The 19,110-nt window shown below is 54.1% G+C and carries 17 protein-coding genes; 2 read left to right on the top strand and 15 right to left on the bottom strand.

Annotated elements, in window-relative coordinates; translation table 11 throughout:
- Nucleotides 1-2: 2 nt before the first annotated feature.
- The 15 genes from rnhB to rpsB all read right to left on the bottom strand — a co-directional run bounded on the left by rnhB (nt 3) and on the right by rpsB (nt 15,192).
- Entirely contained in the window at nt 3-599 is a 597-nt protein-coding gene (rnhB, locus tag KOSB73_RS07525; RefSeq protein ID WP_004129122.1) for a ribonuclease HII, read from the bottom strand.
- Entirely contained in the window at nt 596-1,744 is a 1,149-nt protein-coding gene (gene lpxB, locus KOSB73_RS07520; protein ID WP_004137990.1) for a lipid-A-disaccharide synthase, read from the bottom strand. Before lpxB ends, rnhB begins: the two co-directional genes overlap by 4 nt.
- Nucleotides 1,744-2,532 carry an acyl-ACP--UDP-N-acetylglucosamine O-acyltransferase gene (gene lpxA / locus KOSB73_RS07515; RefSeq protein ID WP_004137991.1) on the bottom strand — a complete coding sequence of 263 codons (789 nt, stop codon included), beginning with the start codon at nt 2,530-2,532 and terminating at the stop codon, nt 1,744-1,746. The genes lpxB and lpxA overlap by 1 nt, the downstream gene beginning before the upstream one ends.
- A gap of 3 nt (nt 2,533-2,535) precedes the next feature.
- Complete coding sequence (gene fabZ, locus KOSB73_RS07510; protein WP_004098761.1) at nt 2,536-2,991, bottom strand: 3-hydroxyacyl-ACP dehydratase FabZ; 456 nt, start codon at nt 2,989-2,991, stop codon at nt 2,536-2,538.
- Nucleotides 2,992-3,093: 102 nt separating this feature from the next.
- Nucleotides 3,094-4,119, bottom strand: a complete 1,026-nt coding sequence (gene lpxD / locus KOSB73_RS07505; protein ID WP_004872009.1) for a UDP-3-O-(3-hydroxymyristoyl)glucosamine N-acyltransferase — start codon at nt 4,117-4,119, stop codon at nt 3,094-3,096.
- 3 nt (nt 4,120-4,122) lie between these two features.
- Complete coding sequence (gene skp / locus KOSB73_RS07500) at nt 4,123-4,608, bottom strand: molecular chaperone Skp (RefSeq protein WP_004098757.1); 486 nt, start codon at nt 4,606-4,608, stop codon at nt 4,123-4,125.
- A gap of 130 nt (nt 4,609-4,738) precedes the next feature.
- On the bottom strand, nt 4,739-7,168 hold the full coding sequence (gene bamA, locus KOSB73_RS07495; RefSeq protein ID WP_004872013.1) for an outer membrane protein assembly factor BamA: 2,430 nt from the start codon (nt 7,166-7,168) through the stop codon (nt 4,739-4,741).
- A gap of 31 nt (nt 7,169-7,199) precedes the next feature.
- Nucleotides 7,200-8,552 (bottom strand): sigma E protease regulator RseP, encoded by a 1,353-nt coding sequence (gene rseP / locus KOSB73_RS07490; RefSeq protein WP_004872016.1) that lies wholly within the window; start codon nt 8,550-8,552, stop codon nt 7,200-7,202.
- Nucleotides 8,553-8,563: 11 nt separating this feature from the next.
- Nucleotides 8,564-9,421 (bottom strand): phosphatidate cytidylyltransferase, encoded by an 858-nt coding sequence (gene cdsA / locus KOSB73_RS07485; RefSeq protein ID WP_004872017.1) that lies wholly within the window; start codon nt 9,419-9,421, stop codon nt 8,564-8,566.
- 12 nt (nt 9,422-9,433) lie between these two features.
- Nucleotides 9,434-10,192, bottom strand: coding sequence for a (2E,6E)-farnesyl-diphosphate-specific ditrans,polycis-undecaprenyl-diphosphate synthase (gene ispU, locus KOSB73_RS07480; protein ID WP_004129109.1), 759 nt, complete (start codon nt 10,190-10,192; stop codon nt 9,434-9,436).
- Between the two features lie 242 nt (nt 10,193-10,434).
- Complete coding sequence (gene ispC / locus KOSB73_RS07470) at nt 10,435-11,634, bottom strand: 1-deoxy-D-xylulose-5-phosphate reductoisomerase (RefSeq protein ID WP_004872018.1); 1,200 nt, start codon at nt 11,632-11,634, stop codon at nt 10,435-10,437.
- Between the two features lie 226 nt (nt 11,635-11,860).
- Nucleotides 11,861-12,418, bottom strand: coding sequence for a ribosome recycling factor (gene frr / locus KOSB73_RS07465; RefSeq protein ID WP_004098748.1), 558 nt, complete (start codon nt 12,416-12,418; stop codon nt 11,861-11,863).
- A 205-nt stretch (nt 12,419-12,623) separates the two neighbouring features.
- Nucleotides 12,624-13,349 carry a UMP kinase gene (gene pyrH, locus KOSB73_RS07460; protein ID WP_004872019.1) on the bottom strand — a complete coding sequence of 242 codons (726 nt, stop codon included), beginning with the start codon at nt 13,347-13,349 and terminating at the stop codon, nt 12,624-12,626.
- 146 nt (nt 13,350-13,495) lie between these two features.
- A complete protein-coding gene (tsf, locus tag KOSB73_RS07455; protein WP_004098746.1) occupies nt 13,496-14,347 on the bottom strand; it encodes a translation elongation factor Ts in 852 nt (283 codons plus the stop codon).
- A 119-nt stretch (nt 14,348-14,466) separates the two neighbouring features.
- Nucleotides 14,467-15,192 (bottom strand): 30S ribosomal protein S2, encoded by a 726-nt coding sequence (gene rpsB / locus KOSB73_RS07450; RefSeq protein ID WP_003856207.1) that lies wholly within the window; start codon nt 15,190-15,192, stop codon nt 14,467-14,469.
- Between the two features lie 323 nt (nt 15,193-15,515).
- Between rpsB and map the strand changes: the two genes are divergently transcribed.
- Nucleotides 15,516-16,310, top strand: a complete 795-nt coding sequence (gene map / locus KOSB73_RS07445; protein ID WP_004872025.1) for a type I methionyl aminopeptidase — start codon at nt 15,516-15,518, stop codon at nt 16,308-16,310.
- A gap of 131 nt (nt 16,311-16,441) precedes the next feature.
- Nucleotides 16,442-19,105 carry a bifunctional uridylyltransferase/uridylyl-removing protein GlnD gene (glnD, locus tag KOSB73_RS07440; RefSeq protein ID WP_024360359.1) on the top strand — a complete coding sequence of 888 codons (2,664 nt, stop codon included), beginning with the start codon at nt 16,442-16,444 and terminating at the stop codon, nt 19,103-19,105.
- Nucleotides 19,106-19,110 lie beyond the last annotated feature (5 nt).

Raw genomic sequence — 19,110 nt, 5'->3', positions numbered from 1 at the left:
GTTCAGGACGCCAGGCCCAGCGCGCGCTTCACCGGGCCAAAGCTGCGCCGGTATTGCTCGATTACGCCATGTTCCAGCAGCTTTTGCAGATGAAAAGCGGTGGGATAACCTTTATGTTGCGCAAAGCCGTACTGCGGGAATTCCCGGTCCAGCACGGCCATTTCAGCATCTCGCGTCACTTTAGCCAGAATAGACGCGGCGCTGATTTCCGCCACTCGGCTGTCGCCTTTAACGACCGCCAGTGAAGGTACAGGCAGCGGCGGACAGCGGTTACCATCAATAAGAACAAACTCAGGGGAAATGCTCAAGCCCGCAACGGCGCGCTGCATGGCCAGCATGGTCGCATGTAGAATATTCAGCTCATCGATTTCATGCGGCTCCGCGCGACCGAGGCTCCAGCACAGCGCTTTTTCTTTGATCTCGTCGAATAGCGCAAGGCGCCGCTTTTCGCTGAGCTTTTTCGAGTCGGCAAGGCCCAAAATCGGCTTTGCCGGATCGAGAATAACCGCGGCAGTCACCACCGCGCCAACCAGCGGACCGCGCCCGACTTCATCGACTCCCGCAACCAGATGGGTATGCGGATAAACGAACTCCATCATTTTGCTAACTCCAGTACTGCATCCGCCGCCTGCTCATCAGCGTTGCAGCGGATCTGCTGATGCAGCGCGCGAAAGGTTTCATGCATATCGTGGCTGGTTTTACCGTCGGCCAGCAGCGGCTTCAGCGCCTCGGCCAGCGCCTGCGGCCGACATTCATCCTGCAGCAGTTCTTTAACCAGTTCACGCCCGGCCAGTAAATTCGGCAGCGATACATAGTCGGTTTTAACCAGCCGTTTCGCCAGCCAGAAGGTAAACGGCTTCATCCGATAGCCAACGACCATCGGACACTTAGCCAGCATACATTCCAGCGCAGCCGTTCCGGAAGCCAGCAGCGCGGCATCGCTGGCGATCATCGCATCGCGGGCCCGGCCATCCAGTAGATGTACGGCAAGATCCGGCGCCGTTTCCGCTTTGATACGCTCGAACTGTTCCCGCCGCTTCGCGTTGACCAGTGGGACCACCACTTCCAGATCGGGGTAATACTCTCGCAGGATCTGCGCCGTTTTCAGGAAATCGGCGCTGAGCATCTCAACTTCCGCCCCGCGGCTTCCCGGCAGTAGCGCCAGGCAGTGCACGTTACGATCGATTCCCAGACGGTCGCGCGCCGCGCCTTTGTCCGGATCCAGCGGCATCGCATCCGCCATCGTGTGGCCGATAAACCGGCAGGGAACGTTAAATTTGTCATAAAACGCTTTTTCGAAAGGCAGGAATGCCAGTACCAGATCGGTGGATCTGCCAATTTTGAAAACGCGTTTTTGCCGCCATGCCCATACCGACGGGCTAACGTAATGAATAGTTTTGATGCCCTGCTTCTTCAGATTACCTTCGAGGGTAATATTGAAGTCAGGCGCATCAATGCCGACGAACACGTCCGGCTTGAGCTCGGTCAATCGACGGGTGAGATCGGCGCGAATATGCAGCAGCCGACGCAGGCGACCAAGCACTTCCACAATGCCCATCACCGCCAGCTCTTCCATCTCATACCAGGCCTCGCAGCCTTCCGCCTGCATCAACGGCCCGGCAACGCCGACAAAGCGGGCATCAGGGATGCGGGCTTTGAGCGCGCGGATAAGACCGGCGCCAAGAATATCGCCGGAGGTTTCTCCGGCGACCAGGGCAATCGTCAGGGGACGCGATTCAGCCATTAACGAATCAGGCCGCGCGTGGAGCGGGCAAAAAAGTCGGTAAATGTCTGCACTTCAGGGTACTGCGCCGCCAGCTCGGCGATCTCAGCTTTCGCTTCGTCCAGCGTTTTACCGCTGCGGTACAGCAGCTTGTACGCGTTACGAATCGCTGTGATCGCCTCACGGCTGAAGCCGCGGCGTTTCAGCCCTTCGATGTTGACGCCAAATGGCGTCGCGTGGTTGCCCTGAGCAATCACGAACGGCGGAACGTCCTGCGCTACGCCTGAGCAGCCGCCAACCATTACGTGCGCGCCAATAATGCAGAACTGGTGCACGGCGGTCATGCCGCCGATGATAACAAAATCATCCAGCGAAACATGGCCCGCAAGGGTCGCGTTATTCGCCAGAATACAGCGGTCGCCCAGCGTACAATCGTGCGCCACGTGGGCGTTGATCATCAGCAGGTTATCGCTGCCCACCTTCGTTAATCCACCGCCCTGTACTGTGCCACGATGAATGGTGACGCTTTCGCGGATGCGGTTGCGATCGCCAATTTCCACACGGGTCGGTTCGCCAGCATATTTCAGATCCTGGTTAACTTCACCGATGGAAGCAAACTGATAGATCTCGTTATCGCGGCCAATTTTGGTATGCCCGTTAATGACAACGTGAGACTTCAGTACGGTACCTTCGCCGATTTCGACGTTAGCGCCAACAATACAAAACGGGCCAATGTGGACGTTAGCGCCAATAACGGCGCCATCTTCTACAATGGCGGAAGGATGAATAAAGGCGGTTTTATCAATCACGTATCAGGCCTCCCGGCTACGGGCACACATCATCGTTGCTTCGCAAACCACTTTTCCGTCAACCGTCGCAACGCCCTTGAAACGAGTCAGGCCGCGGCGGGTTTTCTCAAAAGTGACTTCCATAATCATCTGGTCGCCTGGCACGACCGGACGTTTGAAACGCGCTTCGTCAATCCCGGCAAAATAATACAGCTCGCCCGGTTCCAGTTTTCCAACGCTTTTGAATGCCAGAATACCGGTGGCCTGGGCCATGGCTTCGAGAATCAGTACGCCCGGTAAAATCGGCTTACCAGGGAAGTGTCCCTGGAAAAACGGCTCATTTACAGAAACATTTTTAACTGCGCGTAGAAAACGACCTTCTTCAAAATCCAGCACGCGATCGACCAGCAGGAACGGGTAACGGTGAGGCAGAAGTTCCAGAATCTCTTCAATGTGCAGAGTATGAGTGTCAGTAGTCAAAATACTCTTCCTGTCTAAATATCCTAAAAGGCAATAATAACACGGCCTGCGGCAATCTCATGAATGCAACAGGCCGAAAATTTAATGTGGCTGGATGAAGCACTAATCTTGCTGATTAACCTTGCGCTCAATGGCTTTGAGTCGCTTGCTCATATCATCAATATTCAGTACCAGCGCAGCGGTCTTACGCCAGACCTTATTCGGCTGCAGCGGGATACCTGAAGAGTAAACCCCTGGCTCGGTGATAGGACGCATAACCATCCCCATCCCCGTGACGGTGACTTTATCGCAGATTTCCATGTGACCGTTGATCACGCTGGCTCCGCCAATCATGCAGTAGCGGCCAATTTTCAGGCTGCCCGCCATGATGACGCCGCCAGCAACCGCAGTGTTGTCGCCAATCACTACGTTGTGCGCGATTTGACACTGGTTATCAATAATGACGCCATTTCCGATGACGGTGTCGTCCAGCGCACCGCGGTCAATGGTCGTACAAGCGCCAATCTCCACGCGATCGCCGATGATCACGCGACCCAGCTGCGGGATCTTCACCCAGTTGCCGCGATCGTTCGCATAGCCGAAGCCATCCGCGCCAATCACCGTGCTGGACTGGATCAGGCAATTCTCGCCGATCTCAATGTTGTGGTAAACGGTGACGTTGGCCCATAAACGCGAGCCAGCACCTATTTTCGTATTTTTCCCAACGAAGCAACCGGCGCCGATAACCACGTTATCACCGAGGATCGCGCCGGATTCGATAACGGCATTCGGGCCAATGGCGACGTGATTACCCAGCTTAGCCGTGGCATCGATGACCGCGCTGGGCGCGATATCCTGGGCCGGCTGCGGCGTGGTATCAAGAATTTGGGCCATGCGCGCGTAGGTCAGGTAGGGATTACGCACTACCAGCGCGGCGCTATGAGCAAAAGGCAAATCATCCTGCGTCATCACAACGGCAGATGCCTGGCAAACGGCCAGGTGTTCACGGTACTTAGGATTTACCATGAAGGTAATATCGCCCGCCTGTGCGGACTGCATGGACGCAACGCCGGTGATGACGATATCGCCATCACCGTGTAATTCTGCATCCAACTGCTGGGCTAAATCAGCCAGTCGAATTGAAGGCATTACTTATTTAACCTGTTTCAGCACATCAGCGGTGATGTCTTTTACATCGCTGCTGTTGTATGCGACGGCATTAGAGTCAACAACCAGATCGATGCTCTGATCTTTAGCCACGCTCTGCACGGCGCTCTGAATACGAGTCACCAGCTTGCCGCGCTCTTCGTTAGAACGACGTGCGCGATCCTGTTCGAAAGACTGCGCTTTCTGGGAGAAAGTCTGGCGCTGAGCCATAACGTCTTTTTCCAGTTTGGTACGGTCAGAGCCCGCTTTCATGGACTGCAGACGCTGCATTTTAGACTGCAGGTCGCCTTCCATACGCTGCAGCTCGCTCGCGCGGCCTTTAAACTCGTTTTCCAGCGTGTTAGAAACGCCTGTTTTCTGGGCAACCTGTTGGAACAGGCTGTTCATGTTAACCATTGCAATTTTATCTGCCGCCTGAGCGGAAGTAACCATTGCTAAACCCAGACCTGCAGCTAATAACCACTTTTTCACAATTAACTCCTTACCATCCCATGAGTACCCAGGGGTACCGTTATTTGCGTGGCCAGGCGATAACCTCAGTTATCGCCAATAGTCAGCGCTATACTGCAACTGCACTTACATTCCATTGTAGCCAACACCATTACCAGGTTTTACCGATGTTAAACTGGAACTGTTCGGCTTTGTCTCCATCGTACTTTTTAAACGGCTGAGCGTAGGAGAATACCAACGGCCCTAACGGCGACATCCACTGTACTGCGATACCCGCAGACATACGGATATTGCTTGGATCGCTGTAGTCCGGGTAACCGCCATATGCGGCTGAATCCCAGTGAGTATCCCACACGGTACCCATATCCCAGAAGAAGGAAGTACGTACCGAGTTCGCATATTTATCGCTAATAAACGGCGTTGGAGTGATCAGCTCAAGGCTGGCAACCGCCATGGCGTTACCGCCCACCGCATCATCAGACTTACACGGCGCAGATGCGCTGCTCTTACATTCGTTATCGTAGCTGTCGTCGTCGTCATGACGGCTGCTGGCCGGGAAGTAAACCGCTTTCGGACCGATAGTATTGGACTGGAAGCCACGCACGGTGCTTGAGCCGCCGGCGTAGAAGTTCTCATAGAACGGCATCTCTTTACCGCCCAGACCATCGCCATAACCAAAGCGGGTACGACCCAACATGACCCATTTATGATCGTCATCGATCGGTACATAGGTCGCGGTATCCAGCGTCGCTTTATAGTATTCGTTATCCGATCCCGGGATCGTCACTTTACCATTCAGGTTGACGCGTGAACCTTCCGTCGGGAAGAAGCCGCGGTCGAGCTTGTTGTACGTCCAGCCGTAGTTGAAGGTGAAGTCGTCAGCGCTGAACGAGTTTCTGTCGTTCGTGTTGTCCGGGTACTGCCCCATCGAATTCAGATAACGCCACATGGATACCTGAGGCTGCATATTGGACAGCTTGTTATGCACATAGCCCAGACCCGCGCGCAACGTATTGTATTCGTTGACCGGGAAGCCCAGCGTAATGTCTGTACCATAGCTTTTGTTGGTATAGTCAGACAGGTCCGCATCGTTAGCGTCGAAGTCGTTATAGAACACACGACCGCCGAGGCTGACGCCATCCACGGTAAAGTACGGGTTCGTCACCGACAGTTCAGTATAGGTCTGATAGTCGTTTTTGGTGCCGTTAATCCCAACGGAATAGCCGGTACCGAGCCAGTTATCCTGCTGAACGCCGGCCTGGAAGCTGACGCCGCTTTCCGTACCGTAACCGACGCCGAAGTTAAAGCTACCGGTGTTACGTTCTTTAACCTTGTAGACCACGTCAACCTGATCCGGGCTGCCCGGCACGCGCTGCGTATCGGTATCAACCGTCTCAAAGTAGCCTAAACGGTTCAGACGATCTTTACCCTGATCGACCAGGTCGCTACCCAGCCAGGCGCCTTCCATCTGACGCATTTCGCGACGCAGAACGGCATCTTTCGAGGTATCGTTGCCTTCGAAGCGAATTTTACGCACGTAGTAACGATTGCCCGCATCGACGTTAACGTGCAGCTTCACGGTCTTATCGGTATCGCTGATTTCCGGCTGGGACTGAACGCGCGGATAGGCATAGCCGTAGCGACCGAGGAGTTTCTTAATGTCATTCTCCATTTTGGTCACTTTGGTGCCGTTATACAGCTCGCCCGGCTCAACTTTGGTCAGCGCTTCGATTTCTGCCGAATGCCCCGCCAGGTCACCCGTCACCTGCACACCGGAAAGCTTGTACTGATCGCCTTCGGTAATGTTGATGGTGATGTAGATGCCTTTCTTGTCCGGCGTCAGGCTCACCTGCGTGGAGTCAATGTTGAAACGAGCATAGCCGCGATCCAGATAGTAGCTGCGCAGCGTTTCAAGGTCCCCTGCAAGCTTCTGTTTCTGATACTTACGATCGCCAACCACGTTCCACCACGGCACTTCATCGCGCAGCTGGAAGGTCGAAATCAGTTCATCGGTGCTGAATGCATGGTTGCCGACGATATTGATCTGCTGGATTTTCGCCGAGACGCCTTCCTGGAAGACAAGCTTCAGGTCGACACGGTTACGCGGCAGCGGCGTCACGACAGCTTTAACGCTGGCGCTGTACTTACCAACGCTGTAGTAGAAATCCTCCAGCCCCTTTTCGATATCAGCAAGCGTAGTGCGATCGAGGGATTCCCCTACGCGTACGCCGGATGCCTCAAGGTTTTGCTTGAGCATGTCATCTTTCACCGACTTGTTACCGGAGAAAGTGATGCTGGCAATCGTTGGACGCTCTTTCACCTGCACCAGCAGGGTATCACCATCGCGCAGGACGCGAACGTCCTCAAAGTTGCCGGTGGCAAACAGAGCACGGATGGTGTTACTGATATCATCATCGGTTACGGTATCGCCAGGACGCACTGGCATACTGAGGAGGGCCGCACCAACAGCGACACGCTGAAGGCCTTCGAAATGAATGTCCTTCACCACGAACCCGTCAGCACCGTATACGGTTGCGCTGCTAAACAGCAGCGACGCTATGAGCAACTTTTTCATCGCCATCGTTATTATGCGTTCTTCCTAACAAACTCTCTTACAACCGAGAGAAATCATTGAAAAGTGCAAGCCCCATTAACAGCACCAGCAATATTGAGCCAATGCGATAACTAAAGTCTTGAACTCGCTCGGATACCGGTCCGCCTTTCAGCTTTTCAATCGCCAAAAACAGCAGATGTCCCCCGTCAAGAACGGGAAGCGGGAACAGGTTGATTATTCCAAGGTTCACGCTGATCAGCGCAAGAAACATCAGATAATAAATCAGCCCAAATTCCGCTGACATCCCAGCCCCCTGGGCGATAGAAATCGGCCCGCTGAGGTTGTTCAGTTTGACATCACCGGTTATCAATTTGCCCAGCATCCTGACCGTTAACGACATCAGCTGCCAGGTTTTATCCGTGGCTTGAGCGATGGCGGCAAACGGCCCGTACTGACGCACTGTCTTATATTCATCAGGCAGCGGGATGACCTTAGGTACGACCCCTGCAAACCCCTCAGCTTTGCCTTTGGTAGACTTCGTGTCCGGCGTCAAGGTCACCGACAAGGGACTCCCCTGCCGCTCGATGTCCAGAACTAATGCCCTACCTGGATTATCACGCACCAGATTAACAAACGTCATCCACTGCGTTAACGGTTGACCATCGACTTTAACGATCCTGTCGCCCGCTTGCAAACCCGCCTTCTGCGCCGCCGAGCCAGATTGTACTTCAGCCAGGACGGTATCAATCTGCGCGCTGCGGGGTTGAATGCCCAATGAGGCAACCGGATCTTGTTTATCCGGCTCGAACGCCCAGTGCTGCAGATCGAGGATTTTATCCTGGCGTTGATTGGTCCCGAAAGGGGCGACGGTAACTATTGTTTGCCGATCGCCTATCTTCGCCACCAGCGCCATCCGTACTGCATCCCAATCAGGCGTTTCGATGCCATCTATCGCTTTAAGTTCCGTTCCTTTTGCAATTTGTGCTTGCGCGGCGATCGAGTTGGGCGTTATGTCGCCAACGACCGGACGAATGCCCGGGACGCCGATAATAAAGACCAGCCAGTAGGCAAAAATGGCAAAAAGGAAGTTCGCGATGGGCCCTGCGGCGATAACGGCGGCGCGCTGACCAACGGTTTTGTTGTTAAATGCGGCGTGACGCATCTCTGGCGCCACGGGCTCAACGCGTTCGTCGAGCATTTTGACGTAACCGCCCAACGGAATAAGGGCGATAATAAACTCCGTTCCCTGCTTATCAAAACGGCGCCAAAGCGCTTTACCAAAGCCGATAGAGAAACGCTCAACGCGGATACCACAGCGGCGAGCAACCCAGAAATGGCCAAATTCATGGACGGTAATCAGCACGCCCAGGGCAATAATAAAAGCAGCCAAATTCCAGAGAACGCTCAGCATAAAACCTTCCGTCAAATCGTCCTGAAAACCAACAAGAGTAGGCAAGCAAACACGGGCACCGCAGCGGTCAGGCTATCGATACGATCGAGAATACCGCCGTGTCCGGGGATCAGATTTCCGCTATCTTTAATGCCAGCTTCGCGTTTAAACATGCTCTCGGTCAGGTCGCCAAGTACCGAGGCCAGGGCCGCGACAATGGAACATACCAGCAGCACCATCGGCGTCACATCCAGATGAGCCCACCAGCCGTACGCCCAGGAGATAACCGCTGCCGTTAACAGACCGCCGAAAAAACCCTGCCAGGTTTTGCCCGGAGAAACCTTCGGCGCCAGCTTATGCTTACCGAACATTTTACCGAACATATAAGCGCCAGAATCCGCGCCCCAGACCAGAATCATCACGTACAGCAACCACAGCGCGCCGCTGTAATGGTCATCGGCGTAATGCCAGGCCCGAAGCGCCAGCATGCCCCAAAAAAACGGCACGATGGTCAGGACGCCAAAAATCAGACGTAGCGTTTTTGAATGGCGCCAGAAGGCCGCTGAAGCGGGATAGGTCAGCACCAGAAGCAGCGCGACGACCCACCAGCCAAATGATGCCCATAGCGCCCCCTCAACCAGCGGTTGATGAACGTCATAATGATATTCCGGCATCAGGAATAGCATCAGCGCCAGCAGCAGACCGCAAAGCACTGACAGCCAGACTCTCTGCGTCGTTGAAGTGAAGCCGCTAAATTGCCCCCACTCCCACGCGGCAAGCATGCAGACGACTAGCGTAACGATGGCAAAACCCGCGGGCGGCAGCAAAAAAAGCGCCGCTATCACCACGGGAATTAAGACGAAAGCAGAAATCAGGCGATACTTCAGCAAAAGTGACCCCCATCAGGCATTGTTGCCGCCCGGTTCAGTGCCGCCGAAGCGACGCTCTCGATTAACAAAGGCATGGAGTGCACCTTCAAAGTCCTGTTCAGCGAAATCGGGCCAAAGAACATCCGTAAAGTAAAGTTCGGCATAGGCAATTTGCCAAATCAAAAAATTACTAATGCGATGCTCTCCCCCGGTCCTAATAACTAAATCTACGGGAGCCAGTTCATGCATACAGACCTGCTGGCTCAGCATCTCTTCTGTGATTTGCTCGGGCTGAAGCAACCCGTCTTGTACCTGTTTGGCCAGATGACGTACGCCCTGAACGATATCCCAGCGGCCGCCATAGTTCGCAGCAATATTCAGGGTCAAACCGGTGTTGTTCTCCGTCAGCGCCTCGGCTTTGCGAATACGTTCCTGGAGACGCGCGTTGAAGCGCGTGGTCTCGCCAATGATACGCAGGCGCACATTATGCCTGTGCAGACTTTTCACTTCGCTATCCAGCGCCCAGACAAATAGCTCCATCAGCGCACTGACTTCCTGCGCCGGGCGATTCCAGTTTTCACTGCTGAACGCGTATAACGTCAACGCTTCAATACCATTATTCGCCGCGAAAGAAACGGCGCGACGAACAGATTTTGCGCCGGCTTTATGGCCAAAGGCGCGGATCTTTCCTTGCCGTTTTGCCCAACGCCCGTTGCCATCCATAATAATGGCCACATGACGGCACCCATGCGCAGGCAACATTTCGCTGACAGTTTGATTAGCAGACAACATAACGCGTTTTAAGTCCATAATAAGGATTAGCTAAGCTACTAAACACGGGCCACCGGTCAGCGCTGGATACGCATTTTTATCCGGTACCGGAGCTACGGCCAATCGCAGAGAACAACCAAAAGCTTTACGCAAAAAAGCCGTGTCTTGCCACGGCCACCGTAATCTTTCACAACAAAATGCAACGATCGGATGGCGCAGACTATATCACTGAAGCACAGCGCCCACAAATATCACAACGAGTATCAGAATTTGCGCCGCGCGGCCAGGAGCTGACCTGCGCTTACCCGGGCCATCGCATCAATAGCCAGTACTTCATCAATACTTTGCGGCTCATTTAGCGCCTGCAGATCCAGCACCGACTGGTTTATCGCCGCAATATCGGTAAAGCGAATATCACCGTTCAAAAACGCCGCGACCGACACTTCATTCGCCGCGTTCAGCGTCGTGGTCGCCGCCTGACCGACATCAAAAGCCTCCATGGCCAGCTTCAGGCAGGGATAGCGCCCATAATCCGGCGCCGAGAAGCTCAGGTGACTCAATTGACAGAAATCCAGCGGTTTCACCCCAGAATTAAGGCGTTTTGGCCAGCCCATCGTGTGGGCAATCGGCGTACGCATATCCGGCTCGCCAAGCTGGGCGAGGACGCTGCCGTCCTGATAGCGCACCATCGAATGAATCACCGATTGCGGATGGATCAGAACTTCCATTTGCTCCGCAGAGGCGTTAAACAGCCACCGGGCTTCGATATACTCCAGCCCCTTATTCATCATGGTGGCCGAATCGACAGATATTTTGCGCCCCATCGACCAGTTTGGATGCTTACATGCCCGATCGGGCGTCATCGCCGCCAGTTCAGAAATCGCCGTTTCCCGGAAAGGACCGCCGGAGCCGGTGAGCAGAATCGACGCCACGCCGTTCTGGGTTAAATCAGCGTATCCGAGATTATGTTGAATTGGTTCCGGCATACTCTGAAAAATCGCATTATGCTCGCTATCAACCGGTAACAATCGTGCGCCGTACTGCTGCACGGCCTCCATAAACAGACGACCGCAGGTCACCAGCGACTCTTTGTTCGCCAACAGTACCGTTTTACCCGCGCGGATGGCTGCAAGTGTCGGCACCAGGCCCGCTGCGCCGACAATCGCCGCCATCACCTGCTCAACCTCGTCCAGCGCCGCCACCTCAGCCGCCGCCTGCTGGCCGCTCATGACTTCCGTACGGCTACCCTGCTCGCGCAGTTTTGCCCGCAGCAGCTCCGCGCTGTGCGCATCGTCCATTACCGCGTAACGAGGGGAGAATTCCAGGCATTGTTCAACCATACGGTCGACATTTTTCCCGGCGACCAGCGCGGTGATAGAAAAGCTATCAGGATTATGGCGCACCACATCCAGCGTGCTGCAGCCGATAGAACCGGTCGAACCAAGAATGGTTAATTGCTTCATGAGGCGTCCAGAAAAATGAAGACAGGATAAAAAGCAAAACGCCGCCAGCAAACCCTTATGCATCAATTATCGGATAATAGAGCGGAGGCGCCGAGCCTTTGACTTGGCGCCAAAGGCTACAAGGCCAGTCGTCTAAACGCAATCCCGAAAATTGAGCGTACGGTCTCCTGTACGGCGTTTCAGATTTTACGCAGGGCAATGCTCAGACCTGCGTGTCGGCAGAGAATCAGAACTGCATCAGTTCCGCTTCTTTATCCGCCAGCGCCGCATCAACTTTCTTGATAGCAGCGTCAGTCATTTTCTGCACATCTTCCTGAGAGCGGCGATCGTCATCTTCGCTGATCTCTTTCTCTTTCAGAAGCGCCTTGACTTTATCGTTGGCATCGCGACGAACGTTACGTACGGCAACGCGCGCTTGTTCAGCTTCGCCACGCACGATTTTGGTCAGATCTTTACGACGTTCTTCGGTCAGCGGCGGCAGCGGAACGCGGATATCGCTACCCGCAGAGCTTGGGTTCAGACCGAGGTCGGAAGCCATAATCGCTTTTTCAACGGCCGGGCTCATGGAGCGATCGAAGACGTTGATCTTCAGAGTGCGGGAGTCTTCTACCGTTACGCTAGCCAGCTGACGCAGCGGGGTCGGCGTGCCGTAGTATTCCACGATAATGCCATCCAGCAGGCTGGGAGAAGCACGACCCGTGCGTATTTTGCTGATTTGGGTTTTGAACGCTTCGACGCATTTGTCCATGCGTACTTCAGCATCTTTTCTGATATCGCTAATCACGTTACGAATCCTTGAAAACTTGTCTCAGACAGACCAGACGGTCGCCCACTGCAAAAGTGAGCTAAGTATAGTCATGTTTATGCTCAACGTCTTTCAGGCTGCGGGTCAGCCGCAGCATTCCGTCCACAGAGCATGTTGAAAACCATCGGGTCATAAACCCGTAAAAGTAAGGCCGAATATTACCCGTATTTGACGCCGACGGGAATTACTCAGTAATTAATGTGCCTTCTTTTTCACCCATCACCACGCGACGCAGCGCGCCAGGCTTATTCATATTGAATACGCGAATCGGCAGTTTGTGGTCACGCGCCAGGGTAAAGGCCGCAAGATCCATCACTTTCAGCTCTTTATCCAGCACTTCGGTGTAGGTCAGCTGATCGTACATGGTCGCGGAAGGATCTTTGGCCGGGTCGGCGGTAAATACACCGTCAACTTTGGTTGCTTTCAGTACTACGTCGGCTTCAATTTCAATACCGCGCAGGCAGGCAGCAGAATCGGTAGTAAAGAATGGGTTACCGGTACCCGCGGAAAGAATGACCACGCGGTTGTTACGCAGCAGGCTGATAGCTTCCGCCCAGCTATAGTTATCGCACACGCCATTCAGCGGAATCGCTGACATCAGGCGGGCGTTCACATAGGCGCGATGGAGAGAATCACGCATTGCAAGGCCGTTCATGACCGTTGCCAGCATGCCCATGTGGTCGCCCACAACGCGGTTCATACCCGCTTTCGCCAGACCAGCTCCACGGAACAGGTTACCGCCACCAATCACTACGCCAACCTGAATACCCAGCTCAACCAGTTCTTTGATTTCCTGAGCCATGCGGTCAAGTATGCTCGCATCAATACCGAAGCCTTCTGAACCTTGCAGAGCTTCGCCACTTAACTTAAGCAGAATACGTTTGTAGACGGGTTTTGCATTGGTAGCCATGTTTCTTTCCTGAGACTGTCAACGAATGAGATGAGTTAATTCTGGCGACATTGTACGTCGCTTTTCAGCGTACCCACTATAGCGGTTGGCTGAATTTACACATTAGGCGCAAAAAGAAGCCGCCCTCAGGCGGCTCCTTTTGAAAATTAAGACTGCTTGGACATCGCAGCAACTTCTGCTGCAAAGTCAGTCTCAACTTTCTCAATGCCTTCGCCCACTTCAAAGCGGATGAAGCCAGTCACGTCAGCGTTGTGCTCTTTCAGCAGCTGAGCAACAGATTTGCTCGGGTCCATAACGAACGGCTGACCGGTCAGAGAAACTTCGCCGGTGAATTTCTTCATGCGGCCTTCAACCATTTTCTCTGCGATTTCTTTCGGCTTGCCAGACTGCATGGCGATATCCAGCTGAACCTGGTACTCTTTTTCTACCACTTCAGCGGAAACGTCTTCCGGCTTAACGAATTCAGGCTTGCTTGCAGCGATGTGCATAGCCAGCTGTTTAACCAGCTCTTCGCTCGCGCCTTTAGCCGCAACCAGAACGCCGATACGCGCGCCGTGCTGGTAAGAACCCAGAACTTCGCCTTCCAGAGAAGAAACGCGACGGATGTTGATGTTCTCACCGATTTTAGCAACCAGCGCAACGCGTTCTTCTTCGAACTGTGCTTTCAGAACTTCAACGTCAGTGATTTTGCCAGCAACAGCGGCGTCCAGAACTTTGTTAGCAAATGCCTGGAAACCACCATCTTTAGCAACGAAGTCAGTCTGGCAGTTAACTTCCAGAATGATGCCGTAGGTGCCATCGATTTTAGTAATGATCACGCCGTCAGCAGCAACGTTGCCTGCTTTTTTCGCTGCTTTAATAGCACCGGATTTACGCATGTTTTCGATTGCCAGCTCGATGTCGCCGTTCGCTTCAGTCAGCGCTTTTTTGCAATCCATCATGCCTGCGCCAGTACGCTCGCGCAGCTCTTTTACCAGGGATGCGGTAATTTCAGCCATTCTTTATTCCTCGGGAGATGTGATCTGCCCGGTTCCAGGAACCAGACAGATTTGAAAGTGAAAAAGGGGCCGCTAAGAGGCCCCTATTTATACACGGTACTAAATAAGGGTATGCCTTATTATTCAGCTTCTACGAAGCTTTCTTCCGCCTGAGAAGCCAGATCCTGAGAACGGCCTTCACGAACGGTAGCAGCAACAGCGCTCAGGTACAGGCTAACTGCACGGATTGCGTCGTCGTTACCCGGGATAACGAAGTCAACGCCGTCCGGATCGGAGTTAGTATCAACGATAGCAAATACCGGAATACCCAGGTTGTTTGCTTCTTTGATTGCGATGTGCTCGTGGTCAGCGTCGATAACGAACAGCGCGTCCGGCAGGCCGCCCATGTCTTTGATACCGCCCAGGCTGTTTTCCAGCTTGTCCAGCTCACGAGTGCGCATCAGCGCTTCTTTCTTGGTCAGCTTGTCGAAAGTACCGTCCTGGGACTGAGTTTCCAGGTCTTTCAGACGTTTGATAGACTGACGAACGGTTTTCCAGTTAGTCAGCATACCGCCCAGCCAGCGATGGTTCACGAAGAACTGGTCGCAGCTGTTAGCAGCGTCTTTTACCGCTTCGCTTGCAGCGCGCTTAGTACCAACGAAAAGGATTTTGCCTTTACGAGAAGAGATCTTGTTCAGTTCAGCCAGAGCTTCGTTGAACATCGGTACAGTTTTCTCAAGGTTGATGATGTGAACTTTGTTACGCGCGCCGAAGATGAAAGGCTTCATTTTCGGGTTCCAGTAACGGGTCTGGTGACCAAAGTGAACACCAGCCTTGAGCATGTCGCGCATGGAAACAGTTGCCATGTTTAAAACCTCTATAGATAAAAGTTGGGGTTATGCCTCCACGTATCCCATATTACCGACCCCAAAGGGCACCCCGGAATATGTGCCGATACGTGTGTGTTGTTACACAAAGTGAGATTTGTCGCTTCAGTCCATCTTGTGTATCTGAGAATGGAACAGAAGTCCGGCGCGCTTTATACCACAAAACAGGAGCGGAAACCAACTGTTGTTGACGTCGCGTGCTGTTAATGATTCTCAATTTGGCAGCAGGACGCCCGGACTGTTAACATTGTTCAGACATAATCTATTATTGTCGAAAAAATCGACACTGCTGGACACAATCCATGGCTATTTCTATCAAGACATCTGAAGACATCGAAAAAATGCGCGTTGCCGGCCGCTTGGCCGCTGAAGTGCTGGAAATGATCGAACCCTACGTAAAACCGGGCGTCAGCACCGGCGAACTGGACCGTATCTGCAACGATTATATCGTTAATGAACAAAAAGCCGTTTCCGCCTGCCTGGGCTACCACGGTTTTCCAAAATCGGTCTGCATCTCTATTAATGAAGTGGTGTGCCACGGGATCCCGGACGACGGCAAATTGCTGAAAGATGGCGATATCGTCAACATTGACGTCACCGTCATTAAAGATGATTTCCACGGCGATACCTCGAAGATGTTTATCGTCGGTAAACCGACCATTCTCGGCGAGCGCCTGTGCCGCATCACCCAGGAAAGCCTCTATCTGGCCCTCAAAATGGTCAAACCGGGGATTAATCTGCGCGCTATCGGCGCGGCTATTCAAAAATACGTCGAAGCCGAAGGTTTCTCCGTCGTGCGCGAGTACTGCGGCCACGGTATCGGCCGCGGTTTCCATGAAGAACCGCAGGTGCTGCATTACGACTCTCCGGAAACCAACGTGGTGCTCAAACCCGGCATGACCTTTACCATTGAGCCCATGGTCAACGCGGGTAAAAAAGAGATCCGCAGCATGAAAGACGGCTGGACGGTAAAAACCAAAGACCGGAGCTTGTCTGCGCAGTATGAGCATACTATTGTGGTGACAGATAACGGCTGCGAAATACTGACGTTACGCAAGGATGACACCATCCCGGCGATAATCTCGCACAACGAATGATGAAAAGCCGGCGCCAGCCGGCTTTTTTATGACGGGCGTCCTGCCCGTCCCCCCTTGGGCCGCCGCAGGCGACGTTAAAAATCGCTCCCGGCGATTTTTTATGGGCGATAGTTTTTTCTTATGGTGGCGCAATGAGCAACTCTTTATCTAATACTGTCCCCCCTGACCTGTCCGCTCAGCCAGAAAATCCGGGCGAGTGGCCAAAAAGTGATTTCAATTGCGCGACGATTAAGGCGCTTATCGACGCTTTTCAGCGCTGGCTGGGCGAGGCTTTTGATAGCGGTATTGCCGCGGAAAGATTGATTGAAGCACGTACCGAATTTATCGATCAGCTGCTCCAGCGGCTGTGGGTCGAGTACGGTTTCGGTTCCATTAACGACATCGCGCTGGTCGCCGTCGGCGGTTACGGCCGCGGCGAACTGCACCCGCTTTCTGATATCGATCTGCTGATATTGAGCCGCAAAAAGCTCCCCGATGAGCAGGCGCAAAAGGTCGGCGAGCTGCTGACGCTGCTGTGGGATATTAAACTGGAAGTCGGCCACAGCGTGCGCACCCTCGAAGAGTGCCTGCTGGAGGGGCTGTCGGACCTCAGCGTCGCCACCAATCTGATTGAATCGCGTCTGCTTATTGGCGACGTCGCGCTGTTCCTTGAACTACAAAAGCACATATTCAGCGACGGCTTCTGGCCATCGGAAAAGTTCTTTGCGGCAAAAGTTGAAGAGCAGAATGTACGCCATCAGCGCTATCACGGGACCAGCTACAACCTGGAGCCGGACGTGAAAAGCAGCCCGGGCGGCCTGCGCGATATCCACACCCTACAGTGGATCGCGCGCCGCCATTTCGGCGCCACCTCGCTTGATGAAATGGTCGGCTTCGGCTTTCTGACCGAAGCCGAACGCAACGAGCTTAACGAATGCCTGCATCAGCTCTGGCGCATTCGCTTTGCGCTACATCTTGAGCTCAACCGCTACGATAATCGCCTGCTGTTCGACAGGCAGTTCAGCGTCGCCCGCCGTCTGCGCTATGAAGGCGAAAGCAACCAGCCGATTGAGCATATGATGAAGGATTTCTTCCGCGTCACCCGTCGGGTGAGCGAGCTGAACCAAATGCTGATCCAGCTGTTCGAAGAAGCGATTCTCGCGCTCACCGAGGATGAGAAGCCGCGACCGATTGATGATGATTTTCAACTGCGCGGCACGCTTATCGATCTGCGCGATGACACGCTGTTTATCCGTGAACCGCAGGCCATTCTGCGCATGTTCTATACGATGGTGCGCAACAGCAGCATCACCGGCATTTACTCCACCACGCTTCGCCATCTGCGCCACGCCCGCCGTCATCTGACGCAGCCGCTTTGCTACATTCCGGAAGCGCGGACCCTGTTCCTCAGTATGCTGCGCCATCAGGGCGCGGTAAGCCGCGGGCTGCTGCCGATGCACCGCCATAGCGTGCTGTGGGCCTATATGCCGCAATGGTCGCATATTGTCGGCCAGATGCAGTTCGATCTGTTTCACGCCTATACCGTTGATGAACACACCATCCGCGTGCTGCTGAAGCTTGAGAGCTTCGCCAAAGAAGAGACCCGTAGCCGCCATCCGCTGTGCGTGGAACTGTGGCCGCGCCTGACGCATCCGGAGCTGATCCTTATCGCCGCCCTCTTTCACGATATCGCCAAAGGGCGCGGCGGCGACCATTCGATTCTCGGCGCGCAGGACGTACTGAAATTCGCCGAGCTTCACGGCCTTAACTCGCGCGAAACCCAACTGGTCGCCTGGCTGGTGCGCCATCATTTGCTGATGTCGGTTACCGCCCAGCGTCGCGATATTCAGGATCCGGAAGTGATCAAGCAGTTCGCCGAAGAGGTGCAAACGGAAAATCGTCTGCACTATCTGGTCTGTCTGACCGTCGCCGATATCTGTGCCACCAACGAAAACCTGTGGAACAGCTGGAAGCAGAGCCTGCTGCGCGAGCTCTATTTCGCCACCGAAAAACAGCTGCGCCGGGGGATGCAAAACACGCCGGATATGCGCGAGCGGGTGCGTCACCATCAGCTACAGGCGCTGGCGCTGCTGCGGATGGAAAATATCAATGAACAGGCGCTGCACCAAATCTGGAACCGCTGCCGCGCCAACTACTTTGTGCGCCATACGCCAAACCAGCTCGCCTGGCATGCGCGCAATCTACTGAAGCACGATCTCAGCAAGCCGATGATCCTGCTCAGTTCCCACGCCACGCGCGGCGGCACCGAGATTTTTATCTGGAGTCCGGACCGCCCTTACCTCTTTGCCGCCGTTTGCGGCGAGCTGGATCGCCGCAATCTTAGCGTTCACGATGCGCAGATCTTCACCACCCGCGACGGCATGGCGATGGATACCTTTATCGTTCTTGAGCCGGACGGCAGCCCGCTTTCCGCCGACAGGCACGAGATGATCCGCGTGGGCCTGGAACAGACCCTCAGCCAGCGCAGCTGGCAGCCACCGGCGCCCCGTCGTCAGGCGGCGAAGCTGAGGCATTTTTCCGTGCCGACGGAGGTGAATTTCCTGCCGACGCATACCGACCGGAAATCCTTTCTTGAGCTGATTGCTCTCGATCAGCCGGGTCTGTTAGCGCGCGTCGGCCAGGTGTTTGCCGACCTCGGCATTTCGCTCCACGGGGCGCGAATTACGACAATTGGTGAGCGAGTAGAAGATTTATTTATAATCGCCACCGCAGACCGGCGCGCCCTTAATAATGAGCTACAGCAAGAAGTGCAACAACGGTTGACAGAGGCCCTCAATCCAAACGATAAAGGGTAACGTAT

Source organism: Klebsiella grimontii, from assembly GCF_900200035.1.
Lineage (GTDB): Bacteria > Pseudomonadota > Gammaproteobacteria > Enterobacterales > Enterobacteriaceae > Klebsiella > Klebsiella grimontii.
The sequence above is the reverse complement of the archived record's forward strand: the minus strand, read 5'-3'. Positions and strand labels throughout refer to the sequence as shown.

Coding starts and splice junctions, on each gene's coding strand:
- rnhB (WP_004129122.1), bottom strand. CDS start 599: ATGATGGAGTTCGTTTATCCGCATACCCATCTGGTTGCGGGAGTCGAT.
- lpxB (WP_004137990.1), bottom strand. CDS start 1,744: ATGGCTGAATCGCGTCCCCTGACGATTGCCCTGGTCGCCGGAGAAACC.
- lpxD (WP_004872009.1), bottom strand. CDS start 4,119: ATGCCTTCAATTCGACTGGCTGATTTAGCCCAGCAGTTGGATGCAGAA.
- bamA (WP_004872013.1), bottom strand. CDS start 7,168: ATGGCGATGAAAAAGTTGCTCATAGCGTCGCTGCTGTTTAGCAGCGCA.
- rseP (WP_004872016.1), bottom strand. CDS start 8,552: ATGCTGAGCGTTCTCTGGAATTTGGCTGCTTTTATTATTGCCCTGGGC.
- ispU (WP_004129109.1), bottom strand. CDS start 10,192: ATGTTGTCTGCTAATCAAACTGTCAGCGAAATGTTGCCTGCGCATGGG.
- ispC (WP_004872018.1), bottom strand. CDS start 11,634: ATGAAGCAATTAACCATTCTTGGTTCGACCGGTTCTATCGGCTGCAGC.
- pyrH (WP_004872019.1), bottom strand. CDS start 13,349: ATGGCTACCAATGCAAAACCCGTCTACAAACGTATTCTGCTTAAGTTA.
- tsf (WP_004098746.1), bottom strand. CDS start 14,347: ATGGCTGAAATTACCGCATCCCTGGTAAAAGAGCTGCGCGAGCGTACT.
- rpsB (WP_003856207.1), bottom strand. CDS start 15,192: ATGGCAACTGTTTCCATGCGCGACATGCTCAAGGCTGGTGTTCACTTT.
- map (WP_004872025.1), top strand. CDS start 15,516: ATGGCTATTTCTATCAAGACATCTGAAGACATCGAAAAAATGCGCGTT.
- glnD (WP_024360359.1), top strand. CDS start 16,442: ATGAGCAACTCTTTATCTAATACTGTCCCCCCTGACCTGTCCGCTCAG.